Annotated in this window: 20 protein-coding genes, 1 tRNA gene and 1 pseudogene; 10 read left to right on the forward strand and 12 right to left on the reverse strand. The window is 48.5% G+C overall.

What is annotated here, in order from left to right; all coding sequences use genetic code 11:
- The first annotated feature begins 122 nt into the window (after positions 1-122).
- From BMY11_RS07165 to BMY11_RS07175, 3 genes are read left to right on the forward strand one after another with little or no spacing between them, the layout of a single operon-like run.
- Positions 123-1,559 (forward strand): spore germination protein, encoded by a 1,437-nt coding sequence (locus BMY11_RS07165; RefSeq protein WP_090573797.1) that lies wholly within the window; start codon positions 123-125, stop codon positions 1,557-1,559.
- Complete coding sequence (locus tag BMY11_RS07170) at positions 1,556-2,656, forward strand: GerAB/ArcD/ProY family transporter (RefSeq protein WP_090573798.1); 1,101 nt, start codon at positions 1,556-1,558, stop codon at positions 2,654-2,656. Before BMY11_RS07165 ends, BMY11_RS07170 begins: the two co-directional genes overlap by 4 nt.
- Positions 2,653-3,774 (forward strand): Ger(x)C family spore germination C-terminal domain-containing protein, encoded by a 1,122-nt coding sequence (locus BMY11_RS07175; RefSeq protein ID WP_090573799.1) that lies wholly within the window; start codon positions 2,653-2,655, stop codon positions 3,772-3,774. Before BMY11_RS07170 ends, BMY11_RS07175 begins: the two co-directional genes overlap by 4 nt.
- On the opposite strand, the pseudogene BMY11_RS07180 reads toward BMY11_RS07175, so the two are convergent.
- The 6 genes and pseudogenes from BMY11_RS07180 to BMY11_RS07200 all read right to left on the reverse strand — a co-directional run.
- A pseudogene (locus BMY11_RS07180) lies at positions 3,758-3,949 on the reverse strand (tyrosine-type recombinase/integrase); the annotation flags it as partial. The gene BMY11_RS07175 and the pseudogene BMY11_RS07180 overlap by 17 nt on opposite strands.
- A 461-nt stretch (positions 3,950-4,410) precedes the next feature.
- A complete protein-coding gene (locus BMY11_RS07185) occupies positions 4,411-4,599 on the reverse strand; it encodes a hypothetical protein (protein ID WP_090573801.1) in 189 nt (62 codons plus the stop codon).
- Positions 4,600-4,928: 329 nt separating this feature from the next.
- The gene (locus BMY11_RS07190) at positions 4,929-5,231 is read right to left on the reverse strand and encodes a Ger(x)C family spore germination C-terminal domain-containing protein (RefSeq protein ID WP_371262788.1); all 303 of its coding nucleotides are present in this window, start codon (positions 5,229-5,231) and stop codon (positions 4,929-4,931) included.
- Between the two features lie 3 nt (positions 5,232-5,234).
- Entirely contained in the window at positions 5,235-5,636 is a 402-nt protein-coding gene (locus BMY11_RS07195) for a Ger(x)C family spore germination protein (RefSeq protein WP_143069228.1), read from the reverse strand.
- Between the two features lie 47 nt (positions 5,637-5,683).
- Positions 5,684-5,806: a hypothetical protein gene (locus tag BMY11_RS29230; RefSeq protein ID WP_256217346.1), complete on the reverse strand. Its 123-nt coding sequence runs from the start codon at positions 5,804-5,806 to the stop codon at positions 5,684-5,686.
- 544 nt (positions 5,807-6,350) lie between these two features.
- Positions 6,351-6,426 (reverse strand) — tRNA-Val (locus BMY11_RS07200).
- Positions 6,427-6,572: 146 nt separating this feature from the next.
- Here BMY11_RS07200 and BMY11_RS28775 point away from each other — a divergent pair.
- Together BMY11_RS28775 and BMY11_RS07205 are read left to right on the forward strand one after the other, a co-directional pair.
- Entirely contained in the window at positions 6,573-6,740 is a 168-nt protein-coding gene (locus BMY11_RS28775; RefSeq protein WP_177182543.1) for a hypothetical protein, read from the forward strand.
- Between the two features lie 421 nt (positions 6,741-7,161).
- Positions 7,162-7,425 carry a DUF3892 domain-containing protein gene (locus BMY11_RS07205; protein WP_371262789.1) on the forward strand — a complete coding sequence of 88 codons (264 nt, stop codon included), beginning with the start codon at positions 7,162-7,164 and terminating at the stop codon, positions 7,423-7,425.
- A 44-nt stretch (positions 7,426-7,469) separates the two neighbouring features.
- On the opposite strand, the gene BMY11_RS07210 is transcribed toward BMY11_RS07205, so the two are convergent.
- Positions 7,470-8,195: an MBL fold metallo-hydrolase gene (locus tag BMY11_RS07210; protein ID WP_256217348.1), complete on the reverse strand. Its 726-nt coding sequence runs from the start codon at positions 8,193-8,195 to the stop codon at positions 7,470-7,472.
- 149 nt (positions 8,196-8,344) lie between these two features.
- Here BMY11_RS07210 and BMY11_RS07215 point away from each other — a divergent pair, with 149 nt between their 5' ends.
- The 3 genes from BMY11_RS07215 (at position 8,345) to BMY11_RS07225 (ending at position 9,694) form a co-directional block, all read left to right on the forward strand.
- Positions 8,345-8,548 (forward strand): hypothetical protein, encoded by a 204-nt coding sequence (locus tag BMY11_RS07215; RefSeq protein ID WP_090573804.1) that lies wholly within the window; start codon positions 8,345-8,347, stop codon positions 8,546-8,548.
- Positions 8,549-8,707: 159 nt separating this feature from the next.
- Positions 8,708-9,274: a stalk domain-containing protein gene (locus tag BMY11_RS07220; RefSeq protein WP_090573805.1), complete on the forward strand. Its 567-nt coding sequence runs from the start codon at positions 8,708-8,710 to the stop codon at positions 9,272-9,274.
- 120 nt (positions 9,275-9,394) lie between these two features.
- Positions 9,395-9,694, forward strand: a complete 300-nt coding sequence (locus tag BMY11_RS07225) for a DUF1292 domain-containing protein (protein WP_090573806.1) — start codon at positions 9,395-9,397, stop codon at positions 9,692-9,694.
- A 55-nt stretch (positions 9,695-9,749) separates the two neighbouring features.
- Here the strand turns inward: BMY11_RS07225 and BMY11_RS07230 are convergent, their stop codons facing one another.
- Positions 9,750-10,169 (reverse strand): DUF1885 family protein, encoded by a 420-nt coding sequence (locus tag BMY11_RS07230; RefSeq protein ID WP_090573807.1) that lies wholly within the window; start codon positions 10,167-10,169, stop codon positions 9,750-9,752.
- Positions 10,170-10,325: 156 nt separating this feature from the next.
- The gene (locus BMY11_RS07235; RefSeq protein ID WP_090573808.1) at positions 10,326-11,792 is read right to left on the reverse strand and encodes an aminotransferase class I/II-fold pyridoxal phosphate-dependent enzyme; all 1,467 of its coding nucleotides are present in this window, start codon (positions 11,790-11,792) and stop codon (positions 10,326-10,328) included.
- Positions 11,793-11,937: 145 nt separating this feature from the next.
- Here BMY11_RS07235 and BMY11_RS07240 point away from each other — a divergent pair, with 145 nt between their 5' ends.
- Together BMY11_RS07240 and BMY11_RS07245 are read left to right on the forward strand one after the other, a co-directional pair.
- Positions 11,938-13,206, forward strand: coding sequence for an MFS transporter (locus tag BMY11_RS07240; RefSeq protein ID WP_090573809.1), 1,269 nt, complete (start codon positions 11,938-11,940; stop codon positions 13,204-13,206).
- A gap of 18 nt (positions 13,207-13,224) precedes the next feature.
- Complete coding sequence (locus BMY11_RS07245; RefSeq protein ID WP_090573810.1) at positions 13,225-14,418, forward strand: MFS transporter; 1,194 nt, start codon at positions 13,225-13,227, stop codon at positions 14,416-14,418.
- Between the two features lie 86 nt (positions 14,419-14,504).
- Here BMY11_RS07245 and BMY11_RS07250 read toward each other — a convergent pair whose 3' ends face one another.
- The 3 genes from BMY11_RS07250 to BMY11_RS07260 form a co-directional block, all read right to left on the reverse strand.
- A complete protein-coding gene (locus BMY11_RS07250) occupies positions 14,505-15,179 on the reverse strand; it encodes a TetR/AcrR family transcriptional regulator (protein ID WP_090573811.1) in 675 nt (224 codons plus the stop codon).
- Between the two features lie 71 nt (positions 15,180-15,250).
- Positions 15,251-16,270, reverse strand: a complete 1,020-nt coding sequence (locus tag BMY11_RS07255; RefSeq protein WP_090573812.1) for an ABC transporter permease — start codon at positions 16,268-16,270, stop codon at positions 15,251-15,253.
- Positions 16,267-16,998 (reverse strand): ABC transporter ATP-binding protein, encoded by a 732-nt coding sequence (locus BMY11_RS07260; RefSeq protein WP_090573813.1) that lies wholly within the window; start codon positions 16,996-16,998, stop codon positions 16,267-16,269. Before BMY11_RS07260 ends, BMY11_RS07255 begins: the two co-directional genes overlap by 4 nt.
- Positions 16,999-17,080: the final 82 nt, after the last annotated feature.

A 17,080-nucleotide genomic window follows, 5' to 3' on the forward strand; every position in this document is an offset into this window, starting at 1 on the left:
CTTTTTGAACCAAGCCGTACATCTCCCATTTCCCTTATACGTTTTCTCGCTAGATAGGATAGGAAAATCACTCTTGGGCAAAATAGGTTAAACATTCCATTCTAAAAGTGAGGAAACCTTCCATGAAAGCCGATATATCTTCGGACATTAACGAGAAGTCACTGCTAGGATTACTATCGCAAAGCTCCGACTTCAAGTCGAGTGATTTCTCGGCTGGTAACCGCTGTTATCGGTTATTTTATTTGGATACCATGATCGAGCCTACCGTGGTGCAAGAACATGTTATTCGCCCACTTCTTCATCACTCGGACGGCAGCAGCATTCGCGAAGCCGTTTCCATTTTGGAATACGGCGAGACGGAGCTGCTTTCCGATGCTTCGAAAGCGTTAATCGAAGGGAAGACTGTAGTCCATATCGAAGGTGAAACAAAGCTCTATTTGCTAGGAACAGATCTTAAAAAAGAACGCTCGGTCAACATCCCGGTAAACGAACGGGTGCTGCGCGGTTCCAACGAAGCGTTGATCGAAAACATGAATACAAATCTCAACTTGATACGCAAGCTGATTGCAACACCTGATCTTGCCGTGAAGTACTATATACTTGGCCGCAGATCAAATACGAAAGTTGCCCTCCTTTACTTGCACTCTCTCGCCAATGAAAAGGTCTTAAAAGAGTTTGAACGAAGGCTCGGGCTCATCGATATCGATTACGTCGAAGCGCCTGGTTTTCTCAAAGAATTGATCCATGATAGAAAATTGGCGCTGTTTCCACAAATACTCGTATCCGAGAGACCGGACCGGGTAAGATCTCACTTAATGGATGGTAAAATCGCGATTTTGACCGACGGTTCGCCGGATTGCCTGATCGTACCGGTCTCATTCTGGGCGTTCTTGCAAAGCCCCGACGATTATCAAGTTAGCTGGCTGTTCGGAAGCATCTTTCGTTTTTTTCGTGTTGTCTGCTTTATTTTCGCAATCAGCTTGCCCGGCGCTTACGTGGCTCTTGTCACCTTCGATCCACGGTCTCTCCCGTTCGAAATCGCGTTGACCGTGCAAAGCTCGATGCAATACGTAGCAATGCCTCCGGTACTAGAAGCGATTTTTATGCTGATTACGCTTGAAATATTGCGAGAGGCGAGCATCCGTCTCTCAAGCCCGATCGGGCAGACGATCGGCGTCGTCGGTGGTATCGTCATCGGTACCGTTGTCGTCCAGTCCAATCTGATTTCCACGATGATGGTCGTCATTATTGCGTTTACGGCCATTGCTTCGTTTGTTATTCCTTCCTACGAAATGAGTATCGCGGCTCGAATATTGCCATATCCGATCATCATCTTGTCGTCGATTCTCGGGTTGATCGGTTTAGAGCTTTCCTTCCTGTTAGTTATCGCGCATTTGGCAAGGTTGAACACGATGGGGATTCCATACTTTTACTCGGGACTTGACGGCGAGAAGGATACGTTTTTCAGGAGTCCCCTCAGCAGCTTGAAAAAGCGTCCAAAGGAAAGCTTGGCGAAGGACAATACAAGAATCAAAGTTAAGGAGGATGGGAATTCATGATCCATTTGGAGAAGCTGTCCCTTAAACAGCTATTTTGGCTTGTTGTATTGACTCAAGTCGGCGTTCATGTGTTGACGATCCCATTCGAAGAATCCAAACACACGGGCTACGACTCGTGGATGTCCGTGATAATTGGGGGAGCGATGGCTCAAGTGGTCATCCTGATCATTTATCAACTTGGTAAGAGATATGCCGATCGGCCGCTTCCCCAATATATGTCCGCGATTACGGGAAAGCTGCTCGGAGCGGTCCTAAATGTTGTGTTTGCACTATACTTCGCGGAGTCCAGTCTTATGGTCGTTGTCTCTTACGCGGATGTCCTAAGACGCTGGGTGTTATTTACAACACCCTGGTCCGTAATCATTGGGTTTTCATTTGCAATCGCTGCGTACATCGCTACTTCTTCGTTACGATCCATCGCTGTAATCACCCAGACGATTACGATCATGTTTCTGCTTTGCTTCATGATTGTGGTTATCAGTGGATTGGGGAGAGGCGACTTGCGTAATTTCATGCCGCTCGGCACTCACGGGATTGGACCGATTCTTAAGGATGCTCTTCCCGCATTTTGGGCGTACGCTGGATATGAACTGCTTCTGTACACCTTTCCATTCGTAAAGTGTCGCAAGAAGAAAGATATCTTGATTACAATGTCAGTCGCCAATGGATTTACGACCCTTTTCTACATGTTGTTATCGTTCCTTGCGACGTACAGCTTCAGCGAAAGTCAATTGAAAGCCGTGCCCGAGCCGATGATATTCATTCTTCGTCAATTCAGATGGCCAACCGTACAAAATCTCGATATTGTATTCATGACCATTTGGCTTTCTGTGACTACGGTAACGGTGTATGTTTATTTGTTTATGGCCGCGCGGTATTTGGCTTACATACGAAGTAAAGAAATCCGCAACCATCCTCTTCTCGTATGGATTGTGGCATTCGCCTGCTTCTTGATCGGGATCTGGGGCTCCGACCGGCAATGGATATCCCGTTTTACACTTTATCATGATACTGTCTCCATCTTGATCCTTGCCGGTATACCTGCTTTTTTGCTTCTCGTTTCTCTGGTACGTAATAAAAAGGCGGCGATAGGATGAAAAAAGCAGCCTTCGGATTATTGTCGTTGCTGTTGCTCACAGGTTGTTGGGATCGGCTGCCGATTCGTGAGCTTCATTTGGTGAACTATGCCGGAGTTGACCTCGACGAGAAGAGCGGGGACGTCCTTGTAAATTTCGTTGTCAGCAAGCTTGGCAAATCTGGCCAAGGAGGAGGAGAAATGCTTTCGAAGATGACGGAACTCAAAGGGAAAAGTGTGTCCGAAGCGTTCGGACAAGGGGTCTATACCGATCGAGGTCCTTTCTATGGGGTTGACACGGGAATGTTTTTTATAAGCGAAAAGTTTGCCTCGAATGATCCTGTCGGACAGCTTGATTTTTTGCTTCACACACGTTATACCGCAATTAACAGCCCCGTTATCGTAATTGAAGGGAGCCTATCTAAATTTTTTAAAGACAAATCAGTCAAAGCACATGAACTGATTGATTATATTTCAAATTTGGGAACAAATAAAATTGTAAACAATGTTACTATGTTGCATTTCCTTTTATCCGAAGAAGAACCTTTAGAAGATATCGTTTTGCCTATGATCAAGCAAGAGGATTCCGGAGTAGTGTTGAAAGGCGCCTTATTATTCCAACAAGGTAAGAGTACTGGGGCTAAGCTTAACAAAAAACAAGTGCGAATGTTAATGTTGTTATCCGGGACTTCCCTGGGACTGCAAAGGCTTACCACTAAATTAACGGCACCCATTGAGGGACGACAACCGCATACGGGGCAAGTGAACGGTATTGATTATGCGTTTTCTACCAAGAAAGTAAATGCTAAGATTTCCGTCCGGTCTGAACCCAGCGGATTGCCGAAAGTCAGCCTGAAAGTCAGAATGATTATTAATATAATCGAGCTAGGCCGCGGCGTTCACCCGATCAAATCCGATTATGTAAATAAAATGGAAAAAGAACTGGCAGATCACCTGAAAGAAGAAGCGGTGGCAACGATCGAGAAGCTGCAAAAAGCGAATTGTGATGCTCTGGGCATCGGAAAGCAAATTAGGGCTTACCATCCGAAGATTTGGAAGTCCATGAATTGGCGTAAAGACTATCCGAGATTATCGATTCAGCCGGTTTTCGACGTGCAGATCATTAATGCGAACGAATAAGTAAAAGGCGCGAACCTTCCAACTTTTCATCCAGTTCGTCCTGGCGAATCCCGATATATCGTTTAGTAATCGACGGTGCCGCGTGGTTAAAAATTTCTTGCAAAACTGCCACGTCCTTGTTACGCCGATAATGGTGGTAGCCGAATGTCTTCCGCATGGTGTGTGTTCCAATATCCTAGCGAACTATCATCCCACCCAGTGCTGCTATAGATTTGCAGTCCAAAGGGGGGGACGATGAACTCGTTTTCAGCATTTCAATAAGATCGCTTGTCTTCAAGTTTTGATTTACCGTATTTATTCGAAATCCATTGCGTTGCTCATGCCCATTGATTCCAGGACGAATGGTAAAGGTTGCCCGGCAGCCGGCTTAATGGCTGCCGTTTTCTCAACTACCATGAAAAATCATCGTAGTGACATTTAAGGCGTGATTCTAATGAGTAATAAAGCAAAACATATATTCAAATGATAAGGAATTGGAATAAAGCCATCTCTATATTGAGACTTTACATTTATTTCGTTGCTGTAATACGTTAAAGCTTTAATGAATGGAATACATTGATGGCAGAGGACATGATCTTGTAACATAGAAGATGCCCGGTTCCTAATGAGGATCCGGGCATCTTGCTTTACATTATCCTAGAATTCATCCAGAGCTTCTTTTGCTGATGCGTTGGCTGCAGTTTCGTTGGCTGCAGGGTTGTGCTGAAATACTTCAGCTGCTTCCTCGGCGGAAAATTCCGTATCCGCGGCTCCTGCAACCGGAAGTTTATTCAGCTTAACGGATTGCACATCAGCTTTAGATACTTCATTTTGTTCATTTGGCAAACTGCATCCTCCTTGATTAAATCTAAGTGACAACAAAATCTATGTTGCCCCTGGGAGGATGATAAATATGCATTTACATCAAAAATGTTCCGATGACGATGGACGAGCCGCGAAAATATCATGGAAAGATGTCGGATGACAAGAACATTGTTCAGTTGCCGACTTCTAGACAACATTGCAACTGTCAGATCGGCAGCTTGTTAAGCTCCCATGGAAGAACGTAATTCCTTTCATAATCTGTGGTGCCGCGCTAACGAAGAACGATAGCTCAATAAACACGAAGAAACGGCAGCCGGCATAAGGCTGCCGTTTTCGCCCATAATCTACCTTTAATTAATTCTCCCGGTATGCTGAATTTGTACCTGAATGCTGACCTGAAACTCTACTTTCGTATACTCTGTTTCCCACTCGAACGACTTCGACAGCTTCGGGTGAAAAGCCCGGATTCGCTCGCCGATGCCGTATAGATCGCATTGGTTCTTCTGCAGCTTGTTTACGGTGTCCGTGGCTTGCTTGGTCAGTTGATCGGACAACTCGTGGTTCCACTTTCGGATGTTCGCTTCCGAATACATGTCGTACTCGTCGAATTCCTGGACGTGCGCTCTCAGCACCGCGTGGAGCTTCGCGACGATTTTTTAGCGGCGGTCGTCGACGAAGACGTTGATGTTCTTCTTCTTCCCGACCACTGCGATCGTCATGTAATTACGGATCGGAGGGACACGTCCTTGATCCACCTTGAGCGTGATCATCGCCTCATTGGGTTCGTGCGGCGTGAAGGTCAAAGCCATTACCGTTTCATCAGGCGTTAACTCGCCCTTCATTTTCTCATCATGGATCATCGCCCTCCCGTCCATCTCGGCTTCATCGGCTTGGACTTTAATAAGCGGAATCAAGGTATCCTCTTCTGGAGGCAAAATTTCACCGATGATGGAGCCCATATTGACGGCAGGCACGATGAATCGTTTCTCCTGTCCTCGCAGCATATCCGTCAGGTAGCGCCCGACTTGCGGATTCTTCTTCGCAATCGTCTTCATCAATTGGCTCGGACTGCCCTCCACTATGATGATCTTGGCGTGCAGATTGCTCAGTCTGTCGCGAAAAAAACGTTAAGCGGCGCGATAAATTTCTCACGCGCGGAGCCTTCGCTGAGCAGTACGATCTGTAGCTCGGAGGCGTTGAGCGATTTGGTCGTTTTGCGATCGATCATGACTCGTGCTTCGCGGACCGTATCGCCGAAGGCGGTTACGATTTGTTCGCCTTTTCCTTGGGTTTCCAGTTCGAAGTCGATATGGTTAAACGGTTAGCGTCCAGTTGCATGAACTACTATATCCACACGGATATACACCGGTGGACAAAATTTTAACGTGGGACAGTTAAGTCATGAAGTGGACAAACGTGGGGCATAAGGGATTCAGAAATACCTTGATAATTCTAGCAATTATATATAACTGTACCACAGTACCACATGTACCACTTAATACACTTTATTAGGAAGAAACTTATTTACGCATATCGCAGAGCAGCTTTAGTGCCTATTCCTTCACAGGATTCATTCCTATTCCCCGCGTGGAAATAGTTTTTCTGTATTTAGCTGTAATGTATGGCGGAAGGCTTAATAAAATAGGGGACATTTGATCTAATTTCTTTTCTTTTACATCAGTTTTACATCACGCAGTCTGTAGTAGTAATTTCGTCTATACTGTAACAATAAAAAAAAGCCTTGAATATCAAGGCTTTCGGCGTTTGTGTTATGGTGATCTGAACAGGGTTCGAACCTGTGACCCCTACCCTGTCAAGATAGTGCTCTCCCAGCTGAGCTATCAGATCATATGAGTTGCTTCGTTAGTGACAAATAATAATATAGCAAACGGCAAAATAGATGTCAACCACTTTTCACAAAAAACTAGTCTAAATCGACACCGAGCCGCATAAGGTGTACTCAAGAGGTTAACCTTGAGGAGGCGGGTTGTCTAGTGGCGGAAGCTGCTCATTTAGTTGTATGGCTGGTTGGTTTGTTTGGTATCGTCGGTACGGTTTGCTTGTGTGTAGCCAAGATGGTCATCAATGATACGATCGCCTATGATGAAACCTTTGTATGGAAGAGAAAGCTCCCGCCAGAAGCGAAGGCATCCAAACGGTAATGAGGAAATGTTTGCTACATTAGCTTCACGGGTATACTAATCCCATCTCACAATCGGGAGTGGTATACTTGAAGACAATCATGCTGTGCTGTATCGTTCTATTCCTGTTTGTGTGTACGGGTTGCTTGCACAAGCAGTCAGAAACGGTTATGCCGAGCTCGACATCAGTATTCAGCGACGTTTATGATTCATCCGATAAAGGAAGAGTACTTGGGCCTCCAGCGTCGTCAGGCAGAATAGAAACAGGCAGAATGAAGCCTCCGCTACGTGAAGATAACACGCCATAAATCCGGCGATGCTCCTATGGGGCATCTCGGATTTTTTTTATTTTACCGGCCAAACAGTCCGAATCCCGCATAATTAAGCCTCCGATCAGCCATACTACAAGAATGTCTTGCCAAAAGGAGGAATCCCCATGTACATGAGAATGCCGGAACAATCCGGAGAAGCAGCCGGTGAGCAGCGAGAGTCATTCGTCGCGACGCAGAAGAATGGCGATGGTGATCTAACCTCGTTCCAAACGTCCACTGGACGAGTATTGAACTATGAGGAGGCACTAGCGGAAGTCGAGAGCGGTGCGATTGCCGGTGTAAACTCGTTCAAAGGCAAAGACGGCGAAACGTATATCCGAGGCAATGCCGACGGTGATCCCACGAACAACCTCGATCAGCTGCCTAACTTCTAAATAAGCTTAACAAAAAAAAGCCCTCAATGGGCTTTTTTCTATTCTCACAATGTATAACGCACATGCTGCTCAACGAATCGCATAATGCCAGCCTTGTCCTCGTAGTCAGGTTTAATATCCTCGTAATGCATGAGCCAAATCCGCTCTTTAATGTAATCGGGGAGCGAAGAGAGCTCATCCAATGACGTATGGACGACACCAGGCGGCCTCAGCTGGCAATCATGGAAGATCATCTGGCAGCCACGATCAACGAGCTGATGCAGAAGCTCAGGGTTAAACTTTAGATCGGCGGAATAGAAGAACATTTCATTTATGTAATACGAATAGCTGATTTTGTTCGGGATATGGTCGGTTTGAATCGGCTCGACAGCAAATCCCGGCAGCAGCTCATTGTTAATTCCAGGTACAATAGGTCTCACTTCAAAATATTCATCAAGCGTCCCGCACTCATCCTGCAGCAGACCGCCCTTCAATGAGCTCTCCCAGAGTGGCGTCACAAGCGCTTCTGGTATGAATAGCAACGGTTTCCTGCGATATATAAACTTCATCTGAAAGGCCAGCTCTTCCAAGCCGCCGATATGGTCAGCATGAATATGGCTAATGAGAATTGCATCGATGTCATTGACTGATTTACCGAGCTTGTGCATAGACAACAGCGCAGTGTTGCCGCAATCAAGCAGAATGGTATGCTGCTGCGTATAGATCAGCGCATTGGTATTGAAGTACAACTTCGCAAAAGCGTTGCCCGTGCCGAGCATCTGGATATCCAAGCCATTGTCCTCCTATTGCGTATAGGTTCCATTCAAATTTATCACTTCTTTATGCAAATGAAAAGGAAAACCTTGGTCAAGCACACAGCCGTATCCGCCCACATACGATGGCTATGAACGGATTGTTAAGATGGGCAGGTGCGGATAACATGGCAGGTAAAGGCAAAGCAAGCAAGAAGAAGAAGAAGAGCGCTTCAGACCGCAAACAGGCGGTGTTGAAGCTCGTCTTGTCGGACACATGCAGAGTGTGCAAAACGCCATGTGCGAGAGGGATGCGCTATTACGAGAACATGAAGCAGCCTGGGGCTGTGGGCAAAGGCGTACCTTGCATTTTGACCCGGACGTTCGTGTAGCGAGCAACGGATTATGATCTGTTTATTTCCCGGGCAAGCGCAGTTTTCAACATAATGTGACAAGAACTGGTAAGGAAAAAATGTTTTCAATTGGCGCAACTTTGGACGACTTGGTGAGTATAACCATACATCCAGATTAACGGACGGAGGTTTGCAGCCATGAAGTTCAGAAAGCTTCTCATTATGACGCTCGTCATGTCGCTGTGGGGAGGAACAATGCTCTTTGCGGATTCGGCATCTCAGCGGGTGCGTGTTATCGTGAATGGCAGTGAGCTTGACGATGCAGGTATTTTCACAGACGGCAAGACGTATTTATCCGTAAGGCAAGTTGCGAGCTCGCTTCAGGCGCTCGTCAATTGGGATGACAACTCGAAGAAAGTAACGATCTTTAAGCCGAACGTTCATATGTTCCTATTCCAGGATTCCACGATCTTCGGCAACGTTACGAAGGGCAATCGCATTACGTTCAAAGTATTCGCTCAGATCGACAACCTGCTGACGGACATCTCTGCAGTAAAGGTGACGATTACCGATCCGGGTGGCGATGAACAGATGATCCAGTCGAAGAGCGTCTCTATTGACAAGGATAATTTCTGGTATCGCACAGATGACTTCACGTATACGTTCGACAAGGCTGGCAAGTATACGATTCACTTCTTTATGAAAGTAGCCGGCAGCGACGATTGGAAGGTTGTCTCGGAGAAAACGATCACCACTAAGTCCTAATACGAATGATCCAAGCGCTGCGGCCTCTCTGGTTTTGCGGCGCTTTCGTTTGACCCTGAGGATGCTTACATGTTACGATACGAAGGAAATGAATCACGAATGGAAATGAGGTTACTTTCAATGAGCGAACACGTACATGATGAGAATTGCAACCATGATCATGAACACGAAGAGCATGTTTTCCTAGTCACGGACGAAGAAGGCATCGAACGTGAAATGGTGATGGTATTTACGTTTGAATCTGAAGACCAAGTATACTCCGTATTGCTGGACCGCAACGATCCGGAGGCTGACGGAATTATTTTCCGTATTGAAGAAGAAGACGGTGAAGCATTCCTGGTAGGTATCGAAGACGATACGGAGTGGGAACGCGTAACTAAGCTTTACGAAGAAATCGCGCAGCGTGAGAACGAGGCTTAGATCCAATAGCACGATGTACGACAAAACTCCGAAGCCCATAGGCCTCGGAGTTTTCTTATTTGCGCGGATTATAGTAAATAGTACGCCCGTTAAACATTTTCAGTTCGGCTTTCAGATGCTTGGCAAAATATTTGCACAGCTCATTGGCCTTCGACTTATCGCCATGTGTCGCGGAGTCGGGAAGCACCACTTGGACATGCGAGACCGTCTTATCGCCAGCGCTCTCTGTGCCAACACCGAACAGGATATGATTGTACTGCGGCGTCGTTCCTTTCAAGTAAAACCACCGGTTCTCTTCGCCCGGCTTCGTCTCAATGGTATAAGGAAATGCGGCGTCGGTATAGTCCCAGCCCAATTGCTGACCGGTAAGCGAGGTTTGTTCCTTATAACGGCCGAGCCGTTCCTTCACATCGCTTAGGCTGAGTTGATCCACGGCAGAACCTTGCACAAATTTAATGTAAGCGCTTTGACTCATAATGCCCACCTCCTTCCACATCATAGCATTATCGCAACAAGATTGACAATAAGCGCCAGTCCTAATAGGGGAGCGGGCAAAAAGAAAACCCCAGCTGCTCCTTCGAGTGAAGGAGAGCAGGGGCAAATGTTGCTGGAATAGATTCTATTAGTGAGACTAGGAAATCGCTTCTTCCTCTACGATTACCTTTACAAATTGAATGCTGCGGTCTTCCGGACCTTTAACCGGCAGGCCGACTTCGACGTGATCGACGATGTAGTCGATGTTCGTCTGAGAGATAACCTCACCTGGGAGCAGAATCGGAATGCCCGGTGGGTAGACGTAGATGAATTCAGCGATGATTCGACCAGCTGATTCTTTGAAAGCCACGACTTCCGTCTCGGCATAGAATGCCTCGCGCGGCGTCAATGACAAGTGAGGAATCTCTGGAATTTTTACAATCAATTCATTCGCTTCATTCACTTTATGCTGTTCTGCCAGATCGCGAAGCGCATGCAGCAGCGTACCGACAGAATCAGACGTATCGCCAGGTGTAACCAGAGCGAGGATGTTGTACATATCACTCATCTCAACTTCGATGTTGTGATGGTCGCGCAGCCAGTTCTCCGTCTCGTAGCCGGTAATGCCGAGATGACGGACGTGAATGGTCAGCTTCGTTGGATCGTAATCGTACGTCGCTTCGCCGCCGAGAATTTCTTCACCGATACAGTAAAGGCCTGGCATCTTATTAATTTCGGTACGAGCAAGTTGCGCGAGCTCGATCGCTTTCTCTGCAATCTGGTGGCCGTTAATGGCCAAGTTGCGGCGAGTCGTGTCCAGGGAAGCGAGCAAGATGTAAGAGGTCGACGTAGATGTCAGCATACTCATGATCGTCTGAACGCGATGCTGATTAATCCGGCCGTTGCGTACATTGAGTACCGAGCTCTGCGTCATCGAGCCGCCAAGCTTATGCACGCTCGTTGCTGCCATATCCGCACCAGCTTGCATAGCCGACATTGGCAGCTTCTCGTGGAAGTGAATGAGCACGCCATGCGCTTCGTCGACGAGAACCGGAACATCGTAGCTATGGACAAGATCTACGATTTCTTTCAAATCTGCACAGATGCCGTAATACGTCGGGTTAATGACGAGCACCGCTTTCGCGTCATGGTGACGGTCAAGCGCACGTTTTACAGATTTCGTTGTAATGCCGTGATCGATACCGAGATTCGAATCGCGGGCTGGCGAGATGAACACGGGACGGGCACCTGCGAATATAATTGCGGACATGACCGATTTGTGAACATTTCTCGGCACGATGATTTTGTCGCCCGGATTGCAGACGGACATAATCATCGTAATAATGGCACCGCTTGTTCCTTGTACGGAAAAAAAGGTATAATCAGCTCCGAAAGCATCGGCTGCCAATTTCTGGGCCTCTTCGATAACGCCTGTCGGCTGATGCAAATCGTCGAGCGGCGCAATATTTATAAGGTCGATGGACAACGCGTTGTCACCGATAAATTCGCGAAATTCAGCATCGCTTCCTAGACCTTTTTTATGTCCAGGAATGTGGAATTGAACAGGGTTATTGGCCGCATGTCTGCGCAATGCAGTAAACAGCGGAGTCCGGGTATGATCCATTTGCATTCATCCCAGCCTTTCGTGGTTAGTGTGTTTATAAACAAAGCCCAGTATAGCAAAACTAGGGGGGATTGCAAGTAACTTTTTTGCTTAGAATAACTTGGACACGAGTCAAATGCAAAGTAAGCATGGAAGGGGAACAAGTATGAGTATCGCTAAAGGCTGGGCAGGGAAAAAAGTATTATCGTCACCATTTGTCGTCCAGCTCCTCATTATTATGTATTTGGTTGAATTCGTGAAAGGGGCTTTGCTCGTTTCGATTCTTCCAGTTTATATGAGGGAATCGCTCGATCTGTCCGCTTATGCGGTCGGCTGGGCGCTCGCGCTTCAATATATAGGTGATAATGCATTCCGTAGCCCGCTTGGCTGGGTCATTGACCGGATCGGCTACCGCTATGTGATGTTGTTCGGCGTGTTGTTCACGACCGCATCCGTTGTAATCGTCTCGTACACGAGTGGGCTCGGGTGGATTGTCGTCGCTTGCTTGCTGCTCGGAATTGGCACTTCGCCGCTCTGGCCATGTGTCATTAATGGGGCGACTACAGTTGCAGGAAACGAATCCAGCGGTACCATTATGAGCGTCGTGTACATGGCTTGGCTCACGGGCGTTGGCTGTGGGCCGATCGTCATTAATTTCTTCATCGTACATACATATACACCTGCCTTTCGAATATTGCTTGTCATGATGATTCTCGTCATTATTGTCGCGTGGTTCCTACCGGGCAGGAAGCAGTCGATGGCGCTTGAGAATCGAGACGAAGCGCCTGTTGCCGCTGCTTCTGAGCTTGCACAGGAGAAGCGCTTGCCATTGCTGGCACGCGTCCGCCGCTACTTAGCAAGAGTGGGCAAGTCGCTGCATGCGAGCAAGCTGCTCTACCCGGCGATGTTCATGCAGAACTTCGCGCTCGGGCTGCTGACACCTGTGTTGACCCAATTTGCACGGACCGTACTTCATCTTACGCCGCAGCAGTACAGCTTGTATCTGATCTGCAGTGGAGCCGTTATCGTGCTGGGTCTCATTCCCGTCGGCAAGTGGGTCGATAAGTTTGGGACAAAGTGGTTCTTGCATGTAGGCTTCCTAGTCGCTGCTGTATCGTTGTCGGTCTTAGGCTATACGCGCAATTTGCCGCTTGTTATGGTTATTATCGCCTTCGTAGGGATTGGCTACGCCTGCATTATTCCGGCTTGGAACGCGCTGATTGCTGGGGCGATACCGAAGGCGGAGCGGGGCGCAGTCTGGGGCTTCTTCCTGACCATCGAAGGACTTGGAACGGTATTCGGCAGCATTATGTCAGGCAAGCTATGGGATATGCTGGGACCGCATGCTCCTTTTCTCGTCAGCGGTGTCGATCTGCTGCTCTTGTTTGTTCTTCATTTGTTCATAACAAGACATAAGGCAGTTGTGGTACGATGATGGAGTGGAGGGAACAAAATGAACAAAGACAAACGACTTGGCGTCGTGATGCTAATGCTAATTACGACATTTATCGGGTTTGGGATTATTATTCCGGTTTTGCCGGAGCTTATTAAAAAAGCAAGTCCGGGAGCGGTTGAATACCATACCGGCCTTATGTTATCGGTTTATTCTGCGGTAGCGTTTCTGCTGTCTCCGCTATGGGGTGGCCTGTCTGACCGTATCGGACGACGTCCGGTAATTCTCATCGGTGTGCTCGGCTTCGCTGCAAGCTTCCTGCTGTTCGGCATTGCAGACGGCAGCCTGCCGATTATGTATGCTTCCAGATTGTTAGGCGGCTTGTTCTCTGGAGCTGTAACTTCCGTTATTGTGGCTTATGTAGCAGATATTACGCCTCCCGATCAACGGACAAGAGGCATGGGGCTTGTCGGCATGTCGATCGGCCTTGGCTTCACGATCGGGCCTGGCTTCGGTGGATTATTAAGTCTCGTATCGCAAAATACGCCGTTCTTCGCGGCAGCTGCGCTCGCACTCATTACGTTTCTGATTGCAGTGACGAAGTTGCCGGAATCACTGACACCAGAGATGAGGGCAGCTGCTACCGAGAAGAAGCCGTCCCGTTGGAAGGCGTTCACTGGCTCGCTCAAATATTTATATATCCTTGCACTAATCGTGTCGGTTTCGCTTGCAGGACTTGAAGCAACACTGCAATTGTTCGGGATGAAGCGCTTCGATGTAACTCCGCTTCAGGTTGGCGTCATGTTCCTCGTCTGCGGTCTTGTCGGCGCACTTATCCAAGGCGGCGTCGTTCGTAGACGTATACGCAAAGGACAAGAGCCGATGTATATTGCAGCAGGTCTGATCATCTCGGCAGTAGGCTTCCTGCTTCTCGTAACTGCACATACCTTGACGACTGCGACAATTTACCTTGCGATCTTCGGAATCGGGAACGCGCTTATCCGTCCATGCGTAACATCATTGATTACGCAGAAGACGACTGTTGGACAAGGAGTCGCATCTGGACTTAGTTCTTCGATGGACAGCCTGGGCCGAATCGTTGGTCCGCTCGTCGGCGCTTCCTTGTTCTCGGTGGACATTACGCTGCCTTATGTGGCAGGCGGTTTGCTATCACTTGCCGGAATCGCACTGTTGTTGCGTTTCCGCATGTTGGACAATTCGCCAGCACATCAGGCGAGAACGATATCGGAATAATGTACCAAATAAAAACACCTGAATCGAAAGGCGCGCGCTCTTGTGGCGTTCCTGTAGATTCAGGTGTTTTGTTGTTTCTCGCGCCTCTAGCCCGAGTCTGGATAGCCAAGCCCGCGCATAATAAACGTTATCGTCTCTTCACGTTCCCGCGCATCGTCCCATACGGCATCTTCACGCTCGCCGTAGACGGTTCTTACCGCGATATAGCCCATTATCGCGGAGATGCACAGCCTTATAACTGTCATGGAAGGCACGTCAACCATTTGGCCTTGTGCTTGAAACTTGACGACGATCTTCTGGAAACGCTCCAGCACCTTTGCGAGAATATCCTTCTGCAGATGCACTTGCAGCTCCGGATGAAACGGAATTTCCTGCATGAGAATCTTCAGAATGCTACGATGCTTCGTGATAAACTCAATCCGATTCTCAATCATTGCCCGCAGCACTTCGTCGAAGCTCTCGTAGTTCGAATCGAGCACTTTGCCGAAGCCGCGCAGGACGAATGGTGCGATGAGCTTCGTTATCGCCGGTGCCACGATGGAGAGGAGCAGCTCCTTCTTCGTCTTATAATGGCGGAAGATCGTGCCTTCGGCGACTCCTGCGCGCTGCGCAATCTCGCTTGTTGAAGAGGCGGCGTAGCCTTTCTCGGCGAACACCTCAATGGCGGATGCTAAGATCTTCGCCTGCTTCTCCGTCATTTTCTCGCTGGCAGATTCGCTCTTCAGCAACTCTTCCATCCATTGCTCCATCGTTTCGGTCATCTTCACGTCAACTCCTCTAGGACCCAGTACCTTTAGCTAGCCACGATCATACCACATCCGCTAGGTTCTTGTTAAATCGAACGATGCTTCTTCAGCGCAAGAATGTTGAGCAGTGCGAAGATCGTCGAGAAGCCAAGCAGAACATAGATATCAAGCTGAATGTCCCCCCAGCTTTCGCCACGAATCATAATGCCTCGCATAGCATCAGCGCCGTAATAGAGCGGCATAATGTGGCTCAGCTGCTGCAACCATGGTGTCATGGATTCCAGGTTGAATAGACCGGAGAAGAACACTTGCGGTACGACAACAAGCGGAATGAACTGTATGATTTGAAACTCGTTGCTTGCAAAAGAGGACAGCAGCGTGCCAAGCGTTAGCGCTGTAAGCGAGAGCAGCAAATTCATCAGCAACACAAGCCAGATTGTGCCGTCCATATAAAGCCCGAGCACGTCAATGGCATACCAGGCGATGAGCGCGGCCTGCAGCAGTGTGAACAGGCCAAAGCCGGCCAAGTAGCCGAGCACGACTTCGAATCTGCGTATTGGCGTCGCAAGCAGCCGCTCCAGTGTGCCGCTGGTCCGCTCGCGAAGGAAAGAGACGCCCGCTAGCATGAATACGAAGAAGAAGGAGAAGAAGCCGATTAACACGGGGCCGAAATAGTCGAAGGACGCCATATCCGCGCTTCCATGTAAATAGGTGACAGCTGGGGCGACACCCGGTGCTTCAGCGCTCATCGTGCGTTGGAGCAGGAGCAGCACCATTTTGCTCGTGGAAGGGTCGCTGCCTTCAAGCATGATCGCAGGCTTGCCGCCAGCAAGCGAGAGCACCGCATCCAGATCGCCATCCTTCATAGCCTCATCGGCAGCTGCGGGGTCATCGTACGTTGTAACCGTTGCATCTGAATTCGATAACCGTTCGACGATTGCACTCGGAATTTGGACGACGCCGATATTCGGCTCGACTGCATTTCCGTTAAAGACAAGCTTCATTAATGTGAGAATGAGTAGAGGCGCAAGGAACAGAAGGGCGAGTGTTCGCTTATCACGCACGAACTGGCGAATAATTCGAATAGCTAGCGCACGGATTCTCATGCTCTCACACCTGCCCCGTAGTAGATGAACGCTTCTTCGATGGTCGAAGTACCGCTCTTCTCTTTAATAGCAGCAGGCGAGCCGAGCGCGGTTAGCTTGCCGTCGCGGATGAGGCCTAGCCGATCGCATTTCTCCGCTTCGTCCATGACATGTGTTGTCAGAATGATTGTCGTTCCGCGTTCGCGCATCGCGCCGAGCTCGTGCCAGATCGATTGTCGGAGAACCGGGTCAATGCCGACAGTCGGCTCATCCAGTATGAGCAGCTCTGGTTCGTGAAGCAGTGCAAGCGCAAGCGACAAGCGGCGTTTCATCCCGCCGGAGTAGGCGGAAACGGTCTTATTCAGATCGTCCTGCAAGCCCACTATAGTCATCGCGTCCTGAATGCGGGAAGTGAGCCGCTTACCTTTCAGCCCGAAGAGGGAGCCGAAGAACGTTAAATTCTCCTTGGCTGTCAGCTCGTTATAAAGCGCATCGGACTGTGCCATGTACCCGAAGCGCTGTAGCATGGACAGCTTTGGCATCCGCTCGCCCAGCATGACGACACTGCCGCCATCTACCTTATCAATGCCGGTGATTAGCTTAATAAGTGTTGTTTTGCCCGAGCCGGACGGACCGAGCAGGCCTAGAAGTTCGCCGCGCTCGACCTCAAAGGAGATGTCGTCGAGAACGGTTTTGCTGTCGAAGCGGCGCGTAATGTTACGGACTTGCACGATTGCTTGTGCACCCATGACATGTTCACATCCTTGAATTGGAGTTATAAAATGAGTGATTACTCACATTGATATTAACTTGATATCCATTACTTGTAAA

The sequence above is a fragment of the Paenibacillus sp. OV219 genome, assembly GCF_900110075.1.
Taxonomy (GTDB): Bacteria; Bacillota; Bacilli; order Paenibacillales; family Paenibacillaceae; genus Paenibacillus_Z.